Below are 16,184 nucleotides of genomic sequence, written 5' to 3' on the forward strand. Positions count from 1 at the left end.
CCGCGCTGCTCAAGGGCCGGCACTGGGCCGGCTTGATCAACGCGGAAACTGAGTAGACCGACCCGTCAATGAGCATTTCAGCCGCAACCCCCCAAGCCAATTGGCAACCGGTCATCGCCCTCGCGTTGGCTGCGTTTGTGTTCAATACCACCGAATTCGTGCCCGTCGGGCTGCTCAGCGCCATTGGCGCCAGCTTCGACATGCCGGTTGCAAGCGTCGGGCTGATGCTCACCATCTACGCCTGGATCGTGTCCCTGACCTCGTTGCCGGTGATGCTGCTGACCCGCAACATCGAACGGCGCAAGCTGCTGATCGTGCTGTTCTGCCTGTTTATTGTCAGCCACATCCTGTCCAGCGTCGCCGTAAGTTTCGGCCTGCTGATGATCAGTCGCATCGGCATTGCCTTGGCCCACGCCTTGTTCTGGTCGATCACCGCTTCGCTGGCGGTACGCCTGGCGCCTGAAGGCAAGCAGGTGCAAGCCCTCGGCCTGCTGGCCACCGGCACTTCGCTGGCGATGGTCCTGGGTATCCCGCTGGGCCGCCTGTTGGGCGAAGCCATGGGCTGGCGCACCACCTTCCTGGTCATCGGCGCGTTCGCCGCCGCGCTGGTGTTCTGGCTGGCGCGCACCTTGCCGTTGCTGCCGAGCCAGAACTCCGGCTCACTGCGCAGCCTGCCGCTGCTGTTCAAGCGCCCCGCGCTGGTGGCGCTCTACGTGCTCACCGCCATGACCGTGACCGCGCAATTCACCGCCTACAGCTACATCGAACCCTTCGTCGAAGGCGTGGCCGGCATGAGCGGCAGCGCCGTGACCCTGATCCTGCTGGTATTTGGCGGCGCAGGCATTATCGGCTCGCTGTTGTTCAGCCTGGTGCACCGCTTCAATCCTCACCTGTTCGTGGTCGGCGCAGTGTTCATCCTGGCCGCGTGCCTGGCACTGCTGTTGCCGTTGAGCGGTGCGCAGTCCTACCTGGTGGTGCTGAGCGTTTTCTGGGGCATCGCGATCATGGGCTTCGGCCTGGCCATGCAATCGAAGGTGCTGGTGCTGGCACCGGACGCGACCGACGTGGCCATGGCGATGTTCTCCGGCATCTACAACATCGGCATTGGCGGCGGCGCCCTGATGGGCAGTTGGGTCGGCAGCCAGTTCGGCTTCGCCTGGATCGGCGCGGCGGGCGGGTTGCTGGCGGCGCTGGCGTTGGTGGGGTATTGCCTGGCGATTCGCAGGTTTGGGCAGGGTGTCGTGAACCGTTAAAACAGGATAAAACCTACACAGAATTTTAATACCCATTGCTACCGTCGCCGACGACCGCCCATGTCCTGTGGTGACGGCACTTGAGCAGCAATGGAGTCGATTGTGCAAAAGCGTTTGATCGCCGAGTTTATCGGTACTTTCTGGTTGACGTTCGGCGGCTGTGGCAGCGCCATTCTGGCGGCGGCCTTTCCGGGGTTGGGCATCGGTTTCGTGGGCGTTTCGCTGGCGTTTGGCCTCACTGTACTGACCATGGCCTACGCGGTCGGGGGCATTTCCGGCGGGCACTTCAACCCGGCGGTGACCATTGGCCTGTGGGCAGGGCGGCGCGTTGCTGCCGGTGATGTGCTGCCGTATATCGTGGTGCAGGTGGCCGGGGCGATCGCTGCCGCGGCGGCGTTGTACCTGATTGCCAACGGGCAGCCTGGTTTCACCGTGGGTGGTTTTGCCGCCAACGGCTACGGCCCCTTGAGCCCAGGCCTCTTTGATCTGAAGGCCGCACTGTTGGGCGAGCTGATTGCCACGTTCTTCTTCGTATTCATCATTATGCGTGTGACTGCACCGGGGGCTGCTCCGGGCTTAGCGCCGATTGCCATTGGCCTGGCGCTGACCTTGATTCACCTGGTCCTGATCCCGGTGACCAATACCTCGGTCAACCCGGCACGCAGTACCGGGCCTGCCGTGTTTGCCGGGGCTGAGTACCTTTCGCAGCTTTGGGTGTTCTGGCTGGCGCCGATTGTCGGCGGGGTGTTGGGGGCGTTGGCAGCGCGCACATTGGGTGAGCAAAAGCCGGCTTGATGCCTTGTACGCTTGATAAAATCGCTACTGCCTGTTCCGGCCAGCTTGGTTGACGGGGCGATTCGAGGTCAAGAGCAAGAGCGCGGCGGCCTTGGAGCCGACTGCTACTTCATGCCGACCTGGGTCAAAACTGTGGGAGCGGGCTCGCGAAGGCAGTCTGTAGTGAGCGGGCTTGCCCCGCGCTGGGTGGCGAAGCCGCCCCCGATAGAGACATCTACGACCTTCAGGTAGAACCGAGCCGCCTGGTTTGGGGCGGCTTCGCCACCCAGCGCGGGGCAAGCCCGCTCACTACAGACTGCCTTCGCGGGCAAGCCCACACAGTTTGATCGATTTACACCTGATAGGACGCTGGCGACTATCAGGCCGCCAGGGACCGTGCAACACCGAAGCCTATGGCGATAGGGGCATCACAGCGCAGCCAGTACCGCTTCGAGTTTTTCCTGGTCTCGCGCAAACTGGCGGATGCCTTCGGCGAGCTTTTCGGTGGCCATCGCATCTTCGTTGGAGGCCCAGCGAAATTGCGCTTCGTTGATGGATTGGCGCGCTTCGCCGGCGGCGCCCGGCAGCAGTTTGCGTTCCAGGGTGCCTTGGTCTTCATCGAGCTTTTGCAGCAACTCGGGGCTGATGGTCAAGCGGTCACAGCCCGCCAGCTGTTCGATCTGGCTGAGGGTGCGGAAGCTGGCACCCATGACCACCGTCTTAATGCCGTTGGCCTTGTAGTAGTTGTAGATGCGCGTCACCGACTGCACGCCCGGGTCATCCGCGCCGGTGTAATCCAAGCCTGTGCTCTTGCGGTACCAGTCGTAGATGCGACCGACGAAAGGGGAGATCAGGAACACACCCGCATCGGCGCATGCCTGGGCCTGGGCGAAGGAGAACAGCAGGGTCAGGTTGGTCTGGATACCGGCCTTTTCCAGGCGCTCGGCGGTGCGGATGCCTTCCCAGGTGGACGCCAGCTTGATCAGCACGCGATCGCGGCCGACGCCGGCCTTGTCATACAGCTCGATAAGCTGGTTGGCCTTGGCCCACAGCGCGTCTTCGTCGAACGACAGGCGCGCATCGACCTCGGTGGAGATGCGACCGGGGATGACCTTGAGAATCCCGCAACCGACCGCCACTGAAAACTGGTCGCAGGCCAGGCCGAGATCGCCCTTGGACAGGTCGAGCGCTTCGCGCAGGATGTCGCCGTAGTGTGCGATCGCCGAGGCTTTGAGCAGCAGCGACGGGTTGGTGGTGGCGTCGACCGGTTTCAGGCGGCTGATGGCCTCCAGGTCGCCGGTGTCGCAAACCACGGTGGTGAATTGCTTGAGTTGTTCGAGCTTGGATGTCATGAGCGTCGTTCTCCAGAAATGGGTTTACTGATTCAGCGCCTGAGCCGTGTCCAGGTCGGTGATCAGGATGTCCAGGTAGCCGCCCTTGAGCGCGCCGCGGATCGCCTGGACCTTGTTCAACCCGCCGGCCAGGCCAAGCACGCGCTGGATATTGCGCAATTTGGGCAGCGCCACCGAGACGACGAATTCTTCATCTTCTTCCAGCACCGGCTGGCCCTGGGCATCGAAGTAGCGCAGGCAGATATCACCCACGGCACCGCGCTCGGCCAACAGGCGCAGCATGTCCTCAGTGTAGTAGTTGCCGCTGTTGCGCAGCAGTTGCGAGGGCTCCAGCTCGCCGATCCCGACAATCGCCAGGGTGATGCTGTCAAAGCGCTGCAGCACTTCCTTGACCTCTTCCATCTGCACGATGCGCTGCTTGCTCTGCACCGATTGCTCGATGCTCTGCGACGGCAGCAGATACGCCGGGCAGTTGAGCAGGGTGGCCAGGCGCTGGGTGAGCAGGGTGGCTTCAAACGCGCCCTTGTGACCAACGCCGCCCAACAGCTGCACCACTTCCTGGGCGGCCTGTTTGCCCGGTTGCGCGTGCAAGTGGCCGACCATCGCGCGAATGGTGCTGCTCCACGACGAGATGCCGATATGGTCCTGCGGCGACAGGCTGGTTTCCAGGTAGTGCGCGGCCGCCGAACCAATGGCCTGCTTGATGCTTTCATCACTGCCGGGCTCGGTGGCTTCCACCACGATCACCCGGCGTACGCCGTAGCGGCGTTGCAATTGGGTTTCCAGCTCCAGGTGCAGGCCTTGCAGGCGCATTACGCTGATCTTCACCACGCCGTCCTGCAGCGCCCGGCGCAGGGCGCGGCTGATAAAGGACTGGGACAAGTCCAGTTGCGCGGAAATTTCGGACTGCTTGAGCCCTTCTTCGTAATAGAGGCTCGCGATCTTGGTGATCAGGCGCTGTTCTTCGATCTGGCTCATGAAGGCCTCAGTGATGACATCAATGCGGGTGAGGATACCAAACCCTCACGACATGATCAGGCCGCCGTCGATATTGATCGCCTGCCCGGTCAGGTAGGCCGCGTCGTCGGAGGCCAGGAATGCCACCAGCCCCGCGACATCCGCAGGTTTGCCGGCGCGGCGCAGGGGGATGTTCCTGACCCATTCGGCCATCAGTTCACCCTTGCCGTAGCGTTTTTCGTCGGTGCTGAGGATCTCGCCCCATACGCGGTCGTTGTAGTCCCACATTTCGCTTTCGATGATGCCGGGGCAGAACGCATTCACGGTGATGTTATGCCGCGCCAGCTCCAGCGCCAGGCTCTGGGTGATGCCGATCACGCCCATTTTGCTCGCGGCGTAGTGGGGCGTGTAGATGAAACCCTGGCGGCCCTGGCCCGACGAGGTGTTGATCAAGCGGCCGCTGCCTTGTTTGACCATGTACTTGGCCGCTTCCCGGCAACCCAGCCACACGCCGGTGGTGTTGACTTGCAGCACCTTGTCGAAGTCGGCGCGGGGCATTTTGTCGTAGTGGTCGATGGTGATGATACCGGCGTTCTGTACCGACACGTCGATGCTGCCAAAGCGCGCGTGGCCTTCGCGGTAGAGTTTTTCAATATCACTTTCGTTCGTGACGTCGATGCCCAGGGCCAGCACCTCGACTTTGTATTCCTGAGCCAGTTGATCGGCAGTGAACGTCACCCGCTCCAGGTCGTTGGAGGCCAGTACCAGGTTGGCGCCTTCCTGGGCGAAACGCTCGGCAATGCCGGCGCCGATGCCACGGCAGGCGCCGGTGATGACTACGGTTTTACCGCTGAAACGTTGCGACATGAGTAACTCCTACCAGCACACGAAGCCGCCATCGACCAACAGGTCGACACCGGTGCAAAAGGATGACGCCTGGCTGACCAGGAAGATCGCCGGGCCGACCATTTCTTCCACGCTGGCCATGCGGCCCATGGGCGTGGTCTGTTCAAAGATCTTCACCTGGTCGGCCACTTCCGGCCGTGAGTTCATCGGCGTGGCGGTGTAGCCGGGGCTGATGCAATTGACGCGCAGGCCCTTGTCGGCCCATTCCATCGCCAGGCTTTTGCTCAGGTGGATCACCCCGGCCTTGGAGGTGTTGTAGTGCGCCTGCAACAGGCCACGGTTGACGATGCTGCCGGACATGGAGGCGATATTGACGATGGCGCCCTTGCCACGCGGCAGCATTACCGCAGCCTGCGCCTGGCAGCTGAGGAAGATGCCGGTGAGGTTGATGTCCAGCGTGGTCTGCCAGCGTTGCAGCTCCAGGTCCTCGGCAGCCTGTGCGTTGGCGATGCCGGCGCAGTTGACCGCCACGCTGAGCTCGCCCAGTTCTGCCTCGGTGCGGGCGACGGCGGCGTCCAGGGCGGCGCGTTCGGTGACCGTGCCGCTGAGGGCCAGGGCGCGACGGCCGAGGGCCTGGATGCGTTCGACGGTGCTGCCAATGCCCGGACTACCGGGCAAATCAAAACACGCCACATCCGCGCCGGCTTCGGCCAGGCCAACGGCGATGGCCTGGCCAATGCCGCTGCCGGCACCGGTGACGAAGGCCACTTGGCCTTGAAGACTGAAAAGTTGCATGCATTACTCCATTCTTGAAATCACAGTGAACCCTGTAGTGAGCGGGCTTGCCCCGCGCTGGGCTGCGAAGCCGCCCCAATAAAGACACCGCAGGCCTTCAGATAGAACCGAGTCGTCTGGTTTGGGGCCGCTTCAGCCCAGCGCGGGACAAGCCCGCTCACTACAAAAAGATCTTCATTGTTTGCGGTTACGCCGTAGCCATTTCCATCACCGAAACCGGCGTCGCCTCGCCACGCTCCAGAATCCCCATCTGCCGACCCCGGCTCATCACCATCACCCGATGGGACAAACCCAGCACTTCATCCAGGTCCGAACTCACCACGATCACCGCCATGCCCTTGGCCGCGAGGTCCGCGATCACCTCATAAATCGCCGCCCGCGCGCCCACGTCGATGCCGCGTGTTGGCTCATCGAGGATGAACACCTTGGGGTTGCGCGCCAGCCATTTGGCAATGATCACTTTTTGCTGGTTACCGCCGGACAAGCTGGAAATCCGCGACTGTGGTGCGCCTTTGACCCCCAGGCGCGCCACCGCCGTGCGTGCGAATTCACGCAGCGGGGCAGGGAACACCCAGCCGCGTTTATCCAGCAGGTCGGTGTTGCCGTAGATCAGGTTGTCTTCGATGCGATGTTCCACCACCACGCCTTGCTGCTTGCGGTCCTCGGGCACCAGCACCACACCGGCCTGGATGGCCTCGAACGGCGAGCGCAGTTGACGCACCTCGCCATCGAGCATCATCTGCCCGCGAATGTCCTGGGCTGCGCCGGCAATGGTGCGCACCAGTTCGGTCCGCCCGGCGCCGACGACACCGGCAATGCCGAACACTTCACCGGCGCGCACGCTGAAGTCGATGCCGTGCAGGGCGAATTCGCGGCAACTCAGATCCTTGACCTGCAGCATCACCTGGGCCTGGGGAGGCGCCAGCGCGGGGAAAATCCGCTCCAGGCTGCGTCCGACCATCTGCTCGACCAATTCGCGCACCGGCACTTGCGCCGTGGCGTGCAGGGCGATCTGGCGACCGTCGCGCAGCACCAGCACGCGGTCGGCGATGCGTGCGATTTCTTCCAGGCGATGGCTGATGTAGATAAACGACACGCCCTCGGCCTTGAGCCGTTCCACCTGCTTGAACAGCAACTCGGTTTCGTCCCCGCCCAACGCAGCGGTGGGTTCATCGAGAATCAACAGGCTGGCCTTCAGGGTCAGTGCCTTGGCGATTTCCACCAGTTGCTGGGCCGCCACGCTGAGGCCTTCGACCTTGCGCGACGCCGGCACCTTGAGCCCCAGGCGTTCCAGCTGGATCTGCGCCTGGGCCTCCATGTACTCGCGGTCCACCCGCCCGTAACGCATGGGCAGGCGACCGACGAAGATATTCTCGGCGATCGACAATTGCGGCAGCAGGCGGATTTCCTGGTGGATCAGGCCGATCCCGGCGCTCAACGCGGCCCCCGGCGAACCCGGGGCGTAAGGCTCGCCGAGCCAGGTCATGCTGCCCCCGGCCTCCGGTTGCACCAGGCCGGCGATGATTGACGACAAAGTCGACTTGCCCGCGCCGTTTTCACCGAGCAGGGCCAACACTTCGCCGGGGCGAATGTCGACGTTGACCTGCGACAGTACCTGCACCGGCCCGTAGGCCTTGCTGATATTGCGCAGGCACAACACCGCGTCCGTGGACGTCTGCAACGCTGCTGCTTTCATCACGATCTCCAAGGCTTACGGGTGCTGTTGCAGGAACGGCGCGACGTTGTCTTTGGTGGTCAGCACGGTGGGCAGCAGTTGTTCCTTGGGCACGTCTTTGCCGGCTTTGAGGTCGATGGCGGAGGCCACGGCCAGGCGCCCCATTTTCTGCGTCTGCTGGGTCATGGTTGCGTTCAGCACACCACTTTGCACGGCCTTGAGCCCGGCGATGTCACCGTCAAAACCGACCACTACGACCTTGTGATCGAGGTTGCCGATTTTCACCGCCTGCGCGGCACCCAAGGCCATGGCATCGGCACGGCCGAAGAACACAGTGATGTTCGGGTCACGCTGGAGCAGGTCCTGGGCCACGGCGAAACCTTTGTCCTGGGCCCATTCGGCTGGTTGCTGGGCGACCACCTTGAGGTCAGGGAAGGCTTTCAAGCCCTCTTCGAAACCCTTGGCACGGTCATTTTCCGGCGTGGTACCGATCTGGCCTTGCAGGATCGCGATGCGGCCCTTGCCGTCGGTGATCTTGCCGACGTATTCGGCCAGGGTCTTGGCGCCGGCCACGCTGTCGCTGGCGATGAAGGTATCGCCGGGTGCGTCGGGGGCATTGCGGTCGACGGCGATCACCGGGATGCCGGCGGCCTTGGCGGCTTTTACCGGTACGCCGGCGGCGGTGGCGCCGGCCGGGATGTAGATCAGCACGTCGATCTGGCGGGTGATCAGGTCTTCAATCTGGCTGACCTGGGTCGAGGAGTTGCCCTGGGCATCCACGGTGATCACCTTGATCCCCTTGGCCTTGCCCTCGGCTTCCACCGATTGCTTGATCTGGTTGAAGAAGTCGGCCTGCAGGTTGGCCACGGCCAGGCCGATGGTCAGGTCCTTGGCCCAGGTGGTGCCAGCGGCAGAGAGGGTAGCGGCCGCCAGAGCGGTGGCGATGAGCAGTTTCTTGGGGCTGAACATGTCGGTGACTCCTGGTTTTATTTTTGGAGGGTGTCAACTGTCGAACAGGTTTAACGGGCAGTGCTGGAGCGGCGTCGCAGGGTGTCGATGGTGACGGCGAGGGCGATGACCACGCCGATCACCACTTGTTGGATAAAGGGCGAGACGCCCAGCAGGTTGAGGCCATTGCGCAACACGCCAATGATCAACACGCCGACCAGGGTGCCGCCGATGCTGCCGACGCCACCGTTGAGGCTGGCGCCGCCGATCACCACGGCGGCGATGGCGTCCAGTTCCAGGCTCAGGCCGGCGCTGGGCTGGGAAGAGTCGAGGCGCGCGGCCAGGGTGACGGCAGCGATACCGGCAAGGGCGCCGCTGATGGCGTACACCCACAAGGTGATCGCGCGCACCTTGATGCCGGATAGGCGCGCCACTTCCGGGCTGCCGCCCATGGCATACAGGTTGCGCCCACCGGCCCGAAAGCGCAGGAACACCCAGGCCAGCACCAGCATCACCAGGAACAGCCCGACGGTGGCCGAGAGAAAGCCGAAATGCCGCACCGTGGCCAGGCTGGTGAACCATTCCGGGTAGCCGACGACCTGCCTGCCTTCGGTGAGGATATTCGCCAGACCGCGCGCCACCGACATCATGGTCAGCGTTGCAATGAAGGGGGGCAGCTTGGCGTAGGTGATCAGCCCGCCCGATACCAGCCCGGCAAGCATGCCGGTGGCGATCGAGATTGGAATCGCCAGGCCCAGCGGCACGGCCTGATCCTGATAGAGCCAGCCGAGCATCATCATCGAGAACGCCAGCACCGACCCCACCGACAGGTCGATGCCGCCGATCACGATCACAGCCGTCATGCCAATCGCCAGGATGCCCAGCACCGTGACCTGATCAAGAATGTTCAGGCCATTGCGCAAGGAAAAGAAGAATTCGGAACTGAAGGAGAAGACCAGCACCAGCAATACCAGCCCGATCAACGGGCCGCCGATGTTGCTGGGCAGCAGTTTCACCAGGCGTGGGCGGGGCGGCGGCTTGAGTTCGGCCGGGTGCTGGACAATAGCTTTGGCGTCCACAGTGTTCTCCTGAGTTGTTTTTTTTGGAGTGCTTTCAGGTCGCATGAATATTTATGCGTGCCTGACTGTTAATTCAGATTCCAGTGACACCGTGGCAAAGTCAAGCGCTTAATTTTTCCGGCAGCCCTCTAAAACACTCTTTTCACTGCGCGCAAAGCCTCGGGATAGACACGCCCGTGTGGGATTTTGCCCGTTTGTCCGAGGGATATTTCGCCTATTTATTTGGTTTTTCCGTCGATCGCTCACTTGACCGCGGGAGTGATCGGCGTCTAAATAGAAATATATTGTCAGCGCTGAATAAATATTCAAAACAGCTTTGACACGTTTACCGCAAATGCCTCACCTCGCGTGGTCACCCACAGGAGCCGCTGCATGAATGCCTTCCAGTACGACGCCCACCAGATCAAAGAACAGGCCCGCCTGATCCGACGCCACGTGATCCGCCTGAACGCCGACTCACCGGCCGGCGGTCACACCGGGGCGGACCTGTCGGAAACCGACATCCTCGCCACCCTGTATTTCCGTATCCTCAATACCGGACCGGAGCGTACCGATGACCCGGAGCGCGATATCTATATCCAGAGCAAAGGCCACGGCGTCGGCGGCTTGTATTGCTGCCTGGCGCAGGCGGGCTACATTCCAACCGAATGGCTGGCGACCTATCAACATTTCAATTCCCACTTGCCTGGCCACCCGGTGCGCCAGAAAACCCCCGGCATCGAACTCAACACCGGTGCCCTCGGCCACGGCTTGCCGGTGGCGGTGGGGCTGGCATTGGCGGCAAAAATGTCCGGCAGCAAAAAACGCATTTATGTCTTGACCGGCGACGGCGAACTGGCCGAAGGCTCCAATTGGGAAGCGGCAATGGCGGCGGCCAAGTACGGCCTGGATAACCTGTTCGTGATCGTCGACAAGAACAAGCTGCAGCTGGCGGGGTTGACGGCCGACATCATGCCGCTCGACCCGCTGGACGTGAAATGGGCCGCCTTCGGCTTCAGCGTCAGCGAATGCGACGGCAACGACGTGGGCCAATTGATCCAGGCCCTGGAAAGCATGCAGACCAAGAGCGGCACGCCCCAGGTGCTGATCGCCCACACGATCAAAGGCAAGGGCGTGTCGTTTATCGAAGCCCGTCCCGAATGGCACCACCGCGTGCCCAAGGGTGACGAAATCAACGCGGCACTGGAGGAGTTGAACCATGGCGAGTGAACATTTGGCGAGCGTCATGGTGCAGGCTTTCATCGACGCGGTCGACGCCGGGCTCGATGTGGTGCCGGTGGTCAGCGACTCCACGTCCACGGCCAAGATCGGGCCATTCGTCCAGCGTTTTCCCGAGCGGCTGATCAACGTCGGCATTGCCGAGCAGTCGCTGGTCAGTGTGGCGGCGGGGTTGGCCCTGGGCGGCAAGATCGCTGCCACCTGCAATGCCGCGCCGTTCCTGATTTCGCGGGCCAACGAGCAGATCAAGGTCGATGTTTGCTACAACCAGGCCAACGTCAAGATGTTCGGCCTGAACGCCGGCACCAGCTACGGCCCGTTGGCGAGCACCCACCACAGCCTCGACGATATTTCGGTGATGCGTGGCTTTGGCCACGTGCAGATCTTCGCCCCGGCCGATGCCACTGAGTGCCGGCAAATCGTCGATTACGCCCTGCGGCATGAAGGGCCGGTGTACATCCGTCTCGACGGCAAGGCGCTGCCCGACGTGCATGGTGCTGGCTACCAGTTCAAACCCGGCCAGGTGGATATCCTGCGCCAGGGCGCGGACGTGAGCATCGTGGCCCTGGGCTCAGTGGTGCACGAAGCGGTCGACGCGGCGGCGTTGCTGGCGGAGCAGGGCATCCAGGCCCAGGTGATCAACCTGTCGTCCATCCGGCCATTGCAGCGTGACGTGTTGCTCAGCGCCTTGAGCGGTACGCGCGCGGTGATCACCGTCGAAGAACACAACATCAATGGTGGCGTCGGCAGCCTGGTCGCCGAAGTGCTCGCCGAAGCCGGCCTGGGCATCGGGTTGACGCGCCTGGGCATCGGCGATGGCGAATACGCCGCCGCCGGTGCACGCGAGCCGACGCGCGCCTTGCATAACATCGACGCGGCTGGGATCGTGGCGGCTGCCACTCGGTTGCGGTGAACCCCATGAACAACAACACGCCGCTGATCCTGGCGATAGACGAAGGCACCAGCAACGCCAAGGCGGTGCTGGTCAACGAACTCGGGCAAGTGATTGCACGCGGTTCACGCGCCTTGAGCATCACCCACCCGGCGCCCGGGTTTTCCGAACAGGACCCGCTGTCGATCTGGCACAACACCCTGGCCGCCATTGAGGAATGCCTGGCCCAGGTGGATCGGCCGATCACTGCGTTGGCCATCAGCAACCAGCGTGAATCGGTCGTGGCCTGGGACCGGCAGACCGGCGAGGCGCTGTCGCCGTGCATCAGTTGGCAATGCCGGCGCTCCACTGCGTTATGTGCCGAGCTGCATGCACAAGGTCATGAAGCGCTGGTCCTGGAAAAAACCGGATTGGCCCTCGACCCGATGTTCTCCGCCGGCAAGTTCCGCTGGATTCTCGATCACCTGGATAACGGCCACGCCCGCGCGGCGGCCGGGGACATCTGCCTGGGGACGGTCGATAGCTGGCTGCTGTGGAAACTCAGCGGTGGCCAGGTGTTTGCCACCGATTACTCCAATGCGGCGCGCACGCAACTGTTCAACCTGCACACCTGCGCCTGGGACCCGCAGCTGTTGGCGCTGTTCCAGATTCCACTGGTCGCATTGGCGCCGATCCAGCCCAGCGCCGGCTTTTTTGCCGAAACCGTCGCGGTGGGCGGTGTGCCCGCCGGCATCCCGGTGATGTCGATGATCGGCGACTCCCACGCCGCGCTCTACGGGCAGGGCGGGTTCGCACCGGGGCTGGTCAAGGCCACCCTTGGCACCGGTTCATCGCTGATGACCCCGATGAGCGGCCCGATTGCTTCCACCCATGGATTGTCGACCACCCTGGCCTGGCATGACGGCGTCAACCCCACCTTCGGCATGGAAGGCAACATTGTTCACACCGGCGCCGCCGTGCAGTGGGCCTCGCGCCTGGTGGCCGGGGAATCCCTGGATGCCTTGACCGAACAGGCCGCGCAACTGCCGGATAACGGCGGCGTGTACTTTGTGCCCGCGTTGTCCGGGCTGGGGGCGCCGCATTGGCAAGCCGACGCGCGCGGGTTGATCTGCGGGCTGACGGAAGCCACTTCCGGCGCGCATATCCTGCGGGCTTCGCTGGAGTCCATCGGGTACCAGATCCGCGATGTGTTCGACGCGATGCAGCAGGATATCGGCAACCCGCTCAAGGAGCTGTGGGTGGATGGCGGCGCCACGCGCAACCGCTGGCTGATGCAGTTCCTGGCCAACCTGCTGCAGCGCCCGGTGGTGCGCAGCCTGTCGCCGGAGGTGTCGGCGCTGGGCGCGGCGCACCTGGCGGGGCGGGCGTTGGGGGTATGGGCGAGTGATGAGGCGCTGGGGGCGCTGGAGCGGCAGCGCGAGCGGTTTGAGCCGCACGCTGATCCGATGATGGCGGGACGTTATTCAGAATGGAAAAAGGCCCTGGCCCGCACACTTCTCTAACGGCTTATGAAAGTCAAACATGTGGGAGCGGGCTTGCTCGCGAAGGCGTTGGGTCAGGTACAAATTCTGTAACTGACCCACCGCCTTCGCGAGCAAGCCCGCTCCCACAGTTTTTTCGGTGCCAGGCACAGAACAGGCGAACAGCATCAATCCCCTGTGGGAGCTGGCTTGCCTGCGAAAGCGGCGTGTCAGCCACCGGATCTATCCACTGACACACCGTCATCGCGGGCAAGCCCGCTCCCACATTTTTTTCGGTGCCCGGCACAGAACAGGCGAACAGCATCAATCCCCTGTGGGAGCTGGCTTGCCTGCGAAAGCGGTGTGCCAGCCATCGGATTTATTCATTGACCCACCGCCTTCGCGAGCAAGCCCGCTCCCACATTTTTTTCGGTGCCCGGTACAGAACAGGCGAACAGCATCAATCCCCTGTGGGAGCTGGCTTGCCTGCGAAAGCGGCGTGCCAGCCACCGGATCTATCCACTGACACACCGTCATCGCGGGCAAGCCCGCTCCCACATTTTTTTCGGTGCCCGGCACAGAACAGGCGAACAGCATCAATCCCCTGTGGGAGCTGGCCTGCCTGCGAAAGCGGTGTGCCAGCCACCGGATTTATCACTGACACACCGCCATCGCGGGCAAGCCCGCTCCCACAGTTTTTTCGGTGCCAGGCACAGGACTGGTGAACAGCATCAATCCCCTGTGGGAGCTGGCTTGCCTGCGAAGGCGGCGTGTCAGCCAGCGGCGAAGGGACATGATGGGCTCGATCTTCAACTGAATAGCGCTGAGCTTAAAGTTCTTAAAATCCCTACGTTAAATACTGTTTTAGTCTGAGCTTAGGCGCCTCTCTTCCCCATCCGATGAATCGGGCATAACCATAGAGTTATAGGGTTCTTTCATTATTACCCGTCGTTAATATAATCGAATTGACTTTTCTGCCAGCCCCCGTGCGGCTTTTTGGCATATGCAGCGCTCCCCGTTCCTCTCACGCCAAGGCCTTACATGACCTTCAAAAAACTTATTGTCGCCGCCAGTTTGCTGCCTGCCACGGCGGCGGCCCATGCCGAACAAACCCTGGACATCAGCTACCCACGTTCTTCCACCTTGTGGATCCTGCTCAAGCAAAATGCCCAATTGGAACAACGGCTCAAACCCCTGGGGTTCACGGTGAACTGGCACGAGTTCAGCACCGGCCCGCTCTGGGGCAATATCGCCCCGGCTACGGTGGAGCGTGCCAATAGCCGCCGCAGCTACGACATCATCCCGGTCAAGCTGGAAAACCTTGCCGAGCAACAGCGTATCGCCGACATTTATTACACCGCCAAGCTGATCCCCAAGCCTTTGAAGGCCAGCAACATCAACCTGTGGACGCCAAAACCATGAGCCGCCAGATCCATTTATCCGCGTTCCTGTTGAGTGGTCCGGTGGTGCACAGCCACGCGGTGTGGCGCCACCCGGAGACGGTCGGCAATTACCTCGACCCCGATTACTACGTGCGGGTGGCCAAGGTGGTGGAGGAGGGGCTGTTCGATTTCCTGTTCTTCGCCGATCGCCTGGCCGTGGGCGACCAGATGGGCGGCTTCCGCGAGTTTGCCCTGCGCTACGGCGCGCAGGACGCCACGCGCCTGGACCCGTTGCCGATCCTCTCCTATCTGGTCGGCAAGACCACCCGGCTGGGCCTGGGCGCCACCCGTTCCACCACCTATTACGAACCGGCGCATATCGCCCGCGAATTCGCCACCCTCGACCACCTGTCCAAAGGCCGCGCGGCGTGGAATATCGTCACCTCGATGAACGACAGCGAAGGGCGTCTGTTCGGCAAGGACAAGCACCTTGAGCATGACCTGCGCTACGACCGCGCCGATGAGTTCGTCGAAGTCGCGCTCAAGCTCTGGAACAGTTGGGGCAAGGACGCGCTGAAGCTGGATCGCGAAAGCGGGGTGCTGGCGGACCCTGAGTTGATCCGTTCGGTGCAGCATCAAGGCGAGTGGTTCAAGGTCGAAGGCCCGCTGAATATTCCGCGTACACCCCAAGGCCGGCCGGTGCTGATCCAGGCCGGCTCTTCCGGACGGGGCCGGCGTTTCGGCGCGCGTTGGGCCGAGGCGATTTTTACCATCCACCCGCACTTGGCGGCGATGCGTGCGTTTCGCGATGACGTGCGCGCGCAGGTGGTGCAGCAAGGCCGCGACGCCGACAGTTGCAAAGTGCTCACGGCGGTGATGCCGTTCATTGGCGGCAGCGAGGCCGAAGCCCGTGCCAAGCGCGACCAGCACAACGCGCTGGCGCGCCCGGAATTGGGGTTGGTGACCCTGGCTTCGCAGCTGAATGTCGACCTGTCGCCATTTCCGCTGTCGGCGACGCTGGCCGAAGTCGCCCAGTCGCCGCTGATCCACCCGGCCGCCGCTGAAAAACTGCTGATGCAGGGCCCCGAAATCACCCTGGAACAACTCGGGCGCATCTTCGCCAGTAGCGTACGCGTGCCGCAGTTAGTGGGCACCGGGGCGCAGGTGGCCGACCAGTTGGCCGAGCTGTTCGAACAGGGTGGTTGCGATGGGTTTGTGATTTCGCCGGGGTATCTGCCGGGCTCGTTCACCGAGTTTGTCGAGAGCGTGATTCCGCATTTGCAGCGCAAAGGGTTGTTCCGCACGGCGTATGAAGGGTCGACGCTGCGCGAGCATTTGGGGCTTGCCGATCTCACAGGCTGAACGCGGTCAATGTGGGCGCTCGCTTGCCTGCGATTGCGCAGTTTCAGCCAACAGTGATGCAAGCTGACCCACCGCCCGCGCAGCATGGGTATCTACACAACTCTCACAGGCTGACGGATCTCTCTGTAGTGAGCGGGCTTGTCCCGCGCTGGGCTGCGAAGCAGCCCCAATAAAGACACCGCCGATCACAG

14 protein-coding genes are annotated in these 16,184 nt (G+C 62.7%); 7 read left to right on the forward strand and 7 right to left on the reverse strand.

The window, feature by feature from the left end; genetic code table 11:
* Window positions 1-68 precede the first annotated feature (68 nt).
* Together KVG91_RS21630 and aqpZ are read left to right on the forward strand one after the other, a co-directional pair.
* Window positions 69-1,253 (forward strand): sugar transporter, encoded by a 1,185-nt coding sequence (locus KVG91_RS21630; RefSeq protein WP_169376334.1) that lies wholly within the window; start codon window positions 69-71, stop codon window positions 1,251-1,253.
* Between the two features lie 90 nt (window positions 1,254-1,343).
* Window positions 1,344-2,048 (forward strand): aquaporin Z, encoded by a 705-nt coding sequence (gene aqpZ, locus KVG91_RS21635; protein WP_169376333.1) that lies wholly within the window; start codon window positions 1,344-1,346, stop codon window positions 2,046-2,048.
* Window positions 2,049-2,455: 407 nt separating this feature from the next.
* Here aqpZ and tal read toward each other — a convergent pair whose 3' ends face one another.
* The 7 genes from tal to KVG91_RS21670 form a co-directional block, all read right to left on the reverse strand.
* The gene (tal, locus tag KVG91_RS21640) at window positions 2,456-3,379 is read right to left on the reverse strand and encodes a transaldolase (protein WP_169375704.1); all 924 of its coding nucleotides are present in this window, start codon (window positions 3,377-3,379) and stop codon (window positions 2,456-2,458) included.
* Window positions 3,380-3,403: 24 nt separating this feature from the next.
* The gene (locus tag KVG91_RS21645; RefSeq protein WP_076950714.1) at window positions 3,404-4,357 is read right to left on the reverse strand and encodes a sugar-binding transcriptional regulator; all 954 of its coding nucleotides are present in this window, start codon (window positions 4,355-4,357) and stop codon (window positions 3,404-3,406) included.
* Window positions 4,358-4,402: 45 nt separating this feature from the next.
* Window positions 4,403-5,203, reverse strand: coding sequence for an SDR family oxidoreductase (locus KVG91_RS21650; RefSeq protein ID WP_169375705.1), 801 nt, complete (start codon window positions 5,201-5,203; stop codon window positions 4,403-4,405).
* A gap of 9 nt (window positions 5,204-5,212) precedes the next feature.
* Window positions 5,213-5,977, reverse strand: a complete 765-nt coding sequence (locus KVG91_RS21655; protein WP_169375706.1) for an SDR family oxidoreductase — start codon at window positions 5,975-5,977, stop codon at window positions 5,213-5,215.
* Between the two features lie 187 nt (window positions 5,978-6,164).
* The gene (locus KVG91_RS21660) at window positions 6,165-7,673 is read right to left on the reverse strand and encodes a sugar ABC transporter ATP-binding protein (protein WP_169375707.1); all 1,509 of its coding nucleotides are present in this window, start codon (window positions 7,671-7,673) and stop codon (window positions 6,165-6,167) included.
* Between the two features lie 15 nt (window positions 7,674-7,688).
* Window positions 7,689-8,621 carry a sugar ABC transporter substrate-binding protein gene (locus tag KVG91_RS21665; protein WP_076950710.1) on the reverse strand — a complete coding sequence of 311 codons (933 nt, stop codon included), beginning with the start codon at window positions 8,619-8,621 and terminating at the stop codon, window positions 7,689-7,691.
* A 50-nt stretch (window positions 8,622-8,671) separates the two neighbouring features.
* Window positions 8,672-9,679: an ABC transporter permease gene (locus KVG91_RS21670; RefSeq protein WP_169375708.1), complete on the reverse strand. Its 1,008-nt coding sequence runs from the start codon at window positions 9,677-9,679 to the stop codon at window positions 8,672-8,674.
* A gap of 372 nt (window positions 9,680-10,051) precedes the next feature.
* On the opposite strand from KVG91_RS21670, the gene KVG91_RS21675 reads away from it, so the two are divergent.
* The 5 genes from KVG91_RS21675 (at window position 10,052) to KVG91_RS21695 (ending at window position 15,993) form a co-directional block, all read left to right on the forward strand.
* Window positions 10,052-10,888, forward strand: coding sequence for a transketolase (locus KVG91_RS21675; RefSeq protein ID WP_169375709.1), 837 nt, complete (start codon window positions 10,052-10,054; stop codon window positions 10,886-10,888).
* Window positions 10,878-11,810 carry a transketolase family protein gene (locus KVG91_RS21680; RefSeq protein WP_169375710.1) on the forward strand — a complete coding sequence of 311 codons (933 nt, stop codon included), beginning with the start codon at window positions 10,878-10,880 and terminating at the stop codon, window positions 11,808-11,810. The genes KVG91_RS21675 and KVG91_RS21680 overlap by 11 nt, the downstream gene beginning before the upstream one ends.
* 5 nt (window positions 11,811-11,815) lie before the next feature.
* Window positions 11,816-13,291 (forward strand): FGGY family carbohydrate kinase, encoded by a 1,476-nt coding sequence (locus KVG91_RS21685; RefSeq protein ID WP_169375711.1) that lies wholly within the window; start codon window positions 11,816-11,818, stop codon window positions 13,289-13,291.
* A gap of 999 nt (window positions 13,292-14,290) precedes the next feature.
* Complete coding sequence (locus KVG91_RS21690) at window positions 14,291-14,671, forward strand: hypothetical protein (RefSeq protein WP_169378470.1); 381 nt, start codon at window positions 14,291-14,293, stop codon at window positions 14,669-14,671.
* The gene (locus tag KVG91_RS21695) at window positions 14,668-15,993 is read left to right on the forward strand and encodes an LLM class flavin-dependent oxidoreductase (RefSeq protein ID WP_169378471.1); all 1,326 of its coding nucleotides are present in this window, start codon (window positions 14,668-14,670) and stop codon (window positions 15,991-15,993) included. The genes KVG91_RS21690 and KVG91_RS21695 overlap by 4 nt, the downstream gene beginning before the upstream one ends.
* Window positions 15,994-16,184: the final 191 nt, after the last annotated feature.

Source organism: Pseudomonas azadiae, assembly GCF_019145355.1.
Lineage (GTDB): Bacteria > Pseudomonadota > Gammaproteobacteria > Pseudomonadales > Pseudomonadaceae > Aquipseudomonas > Aquipseudomonas azadiae.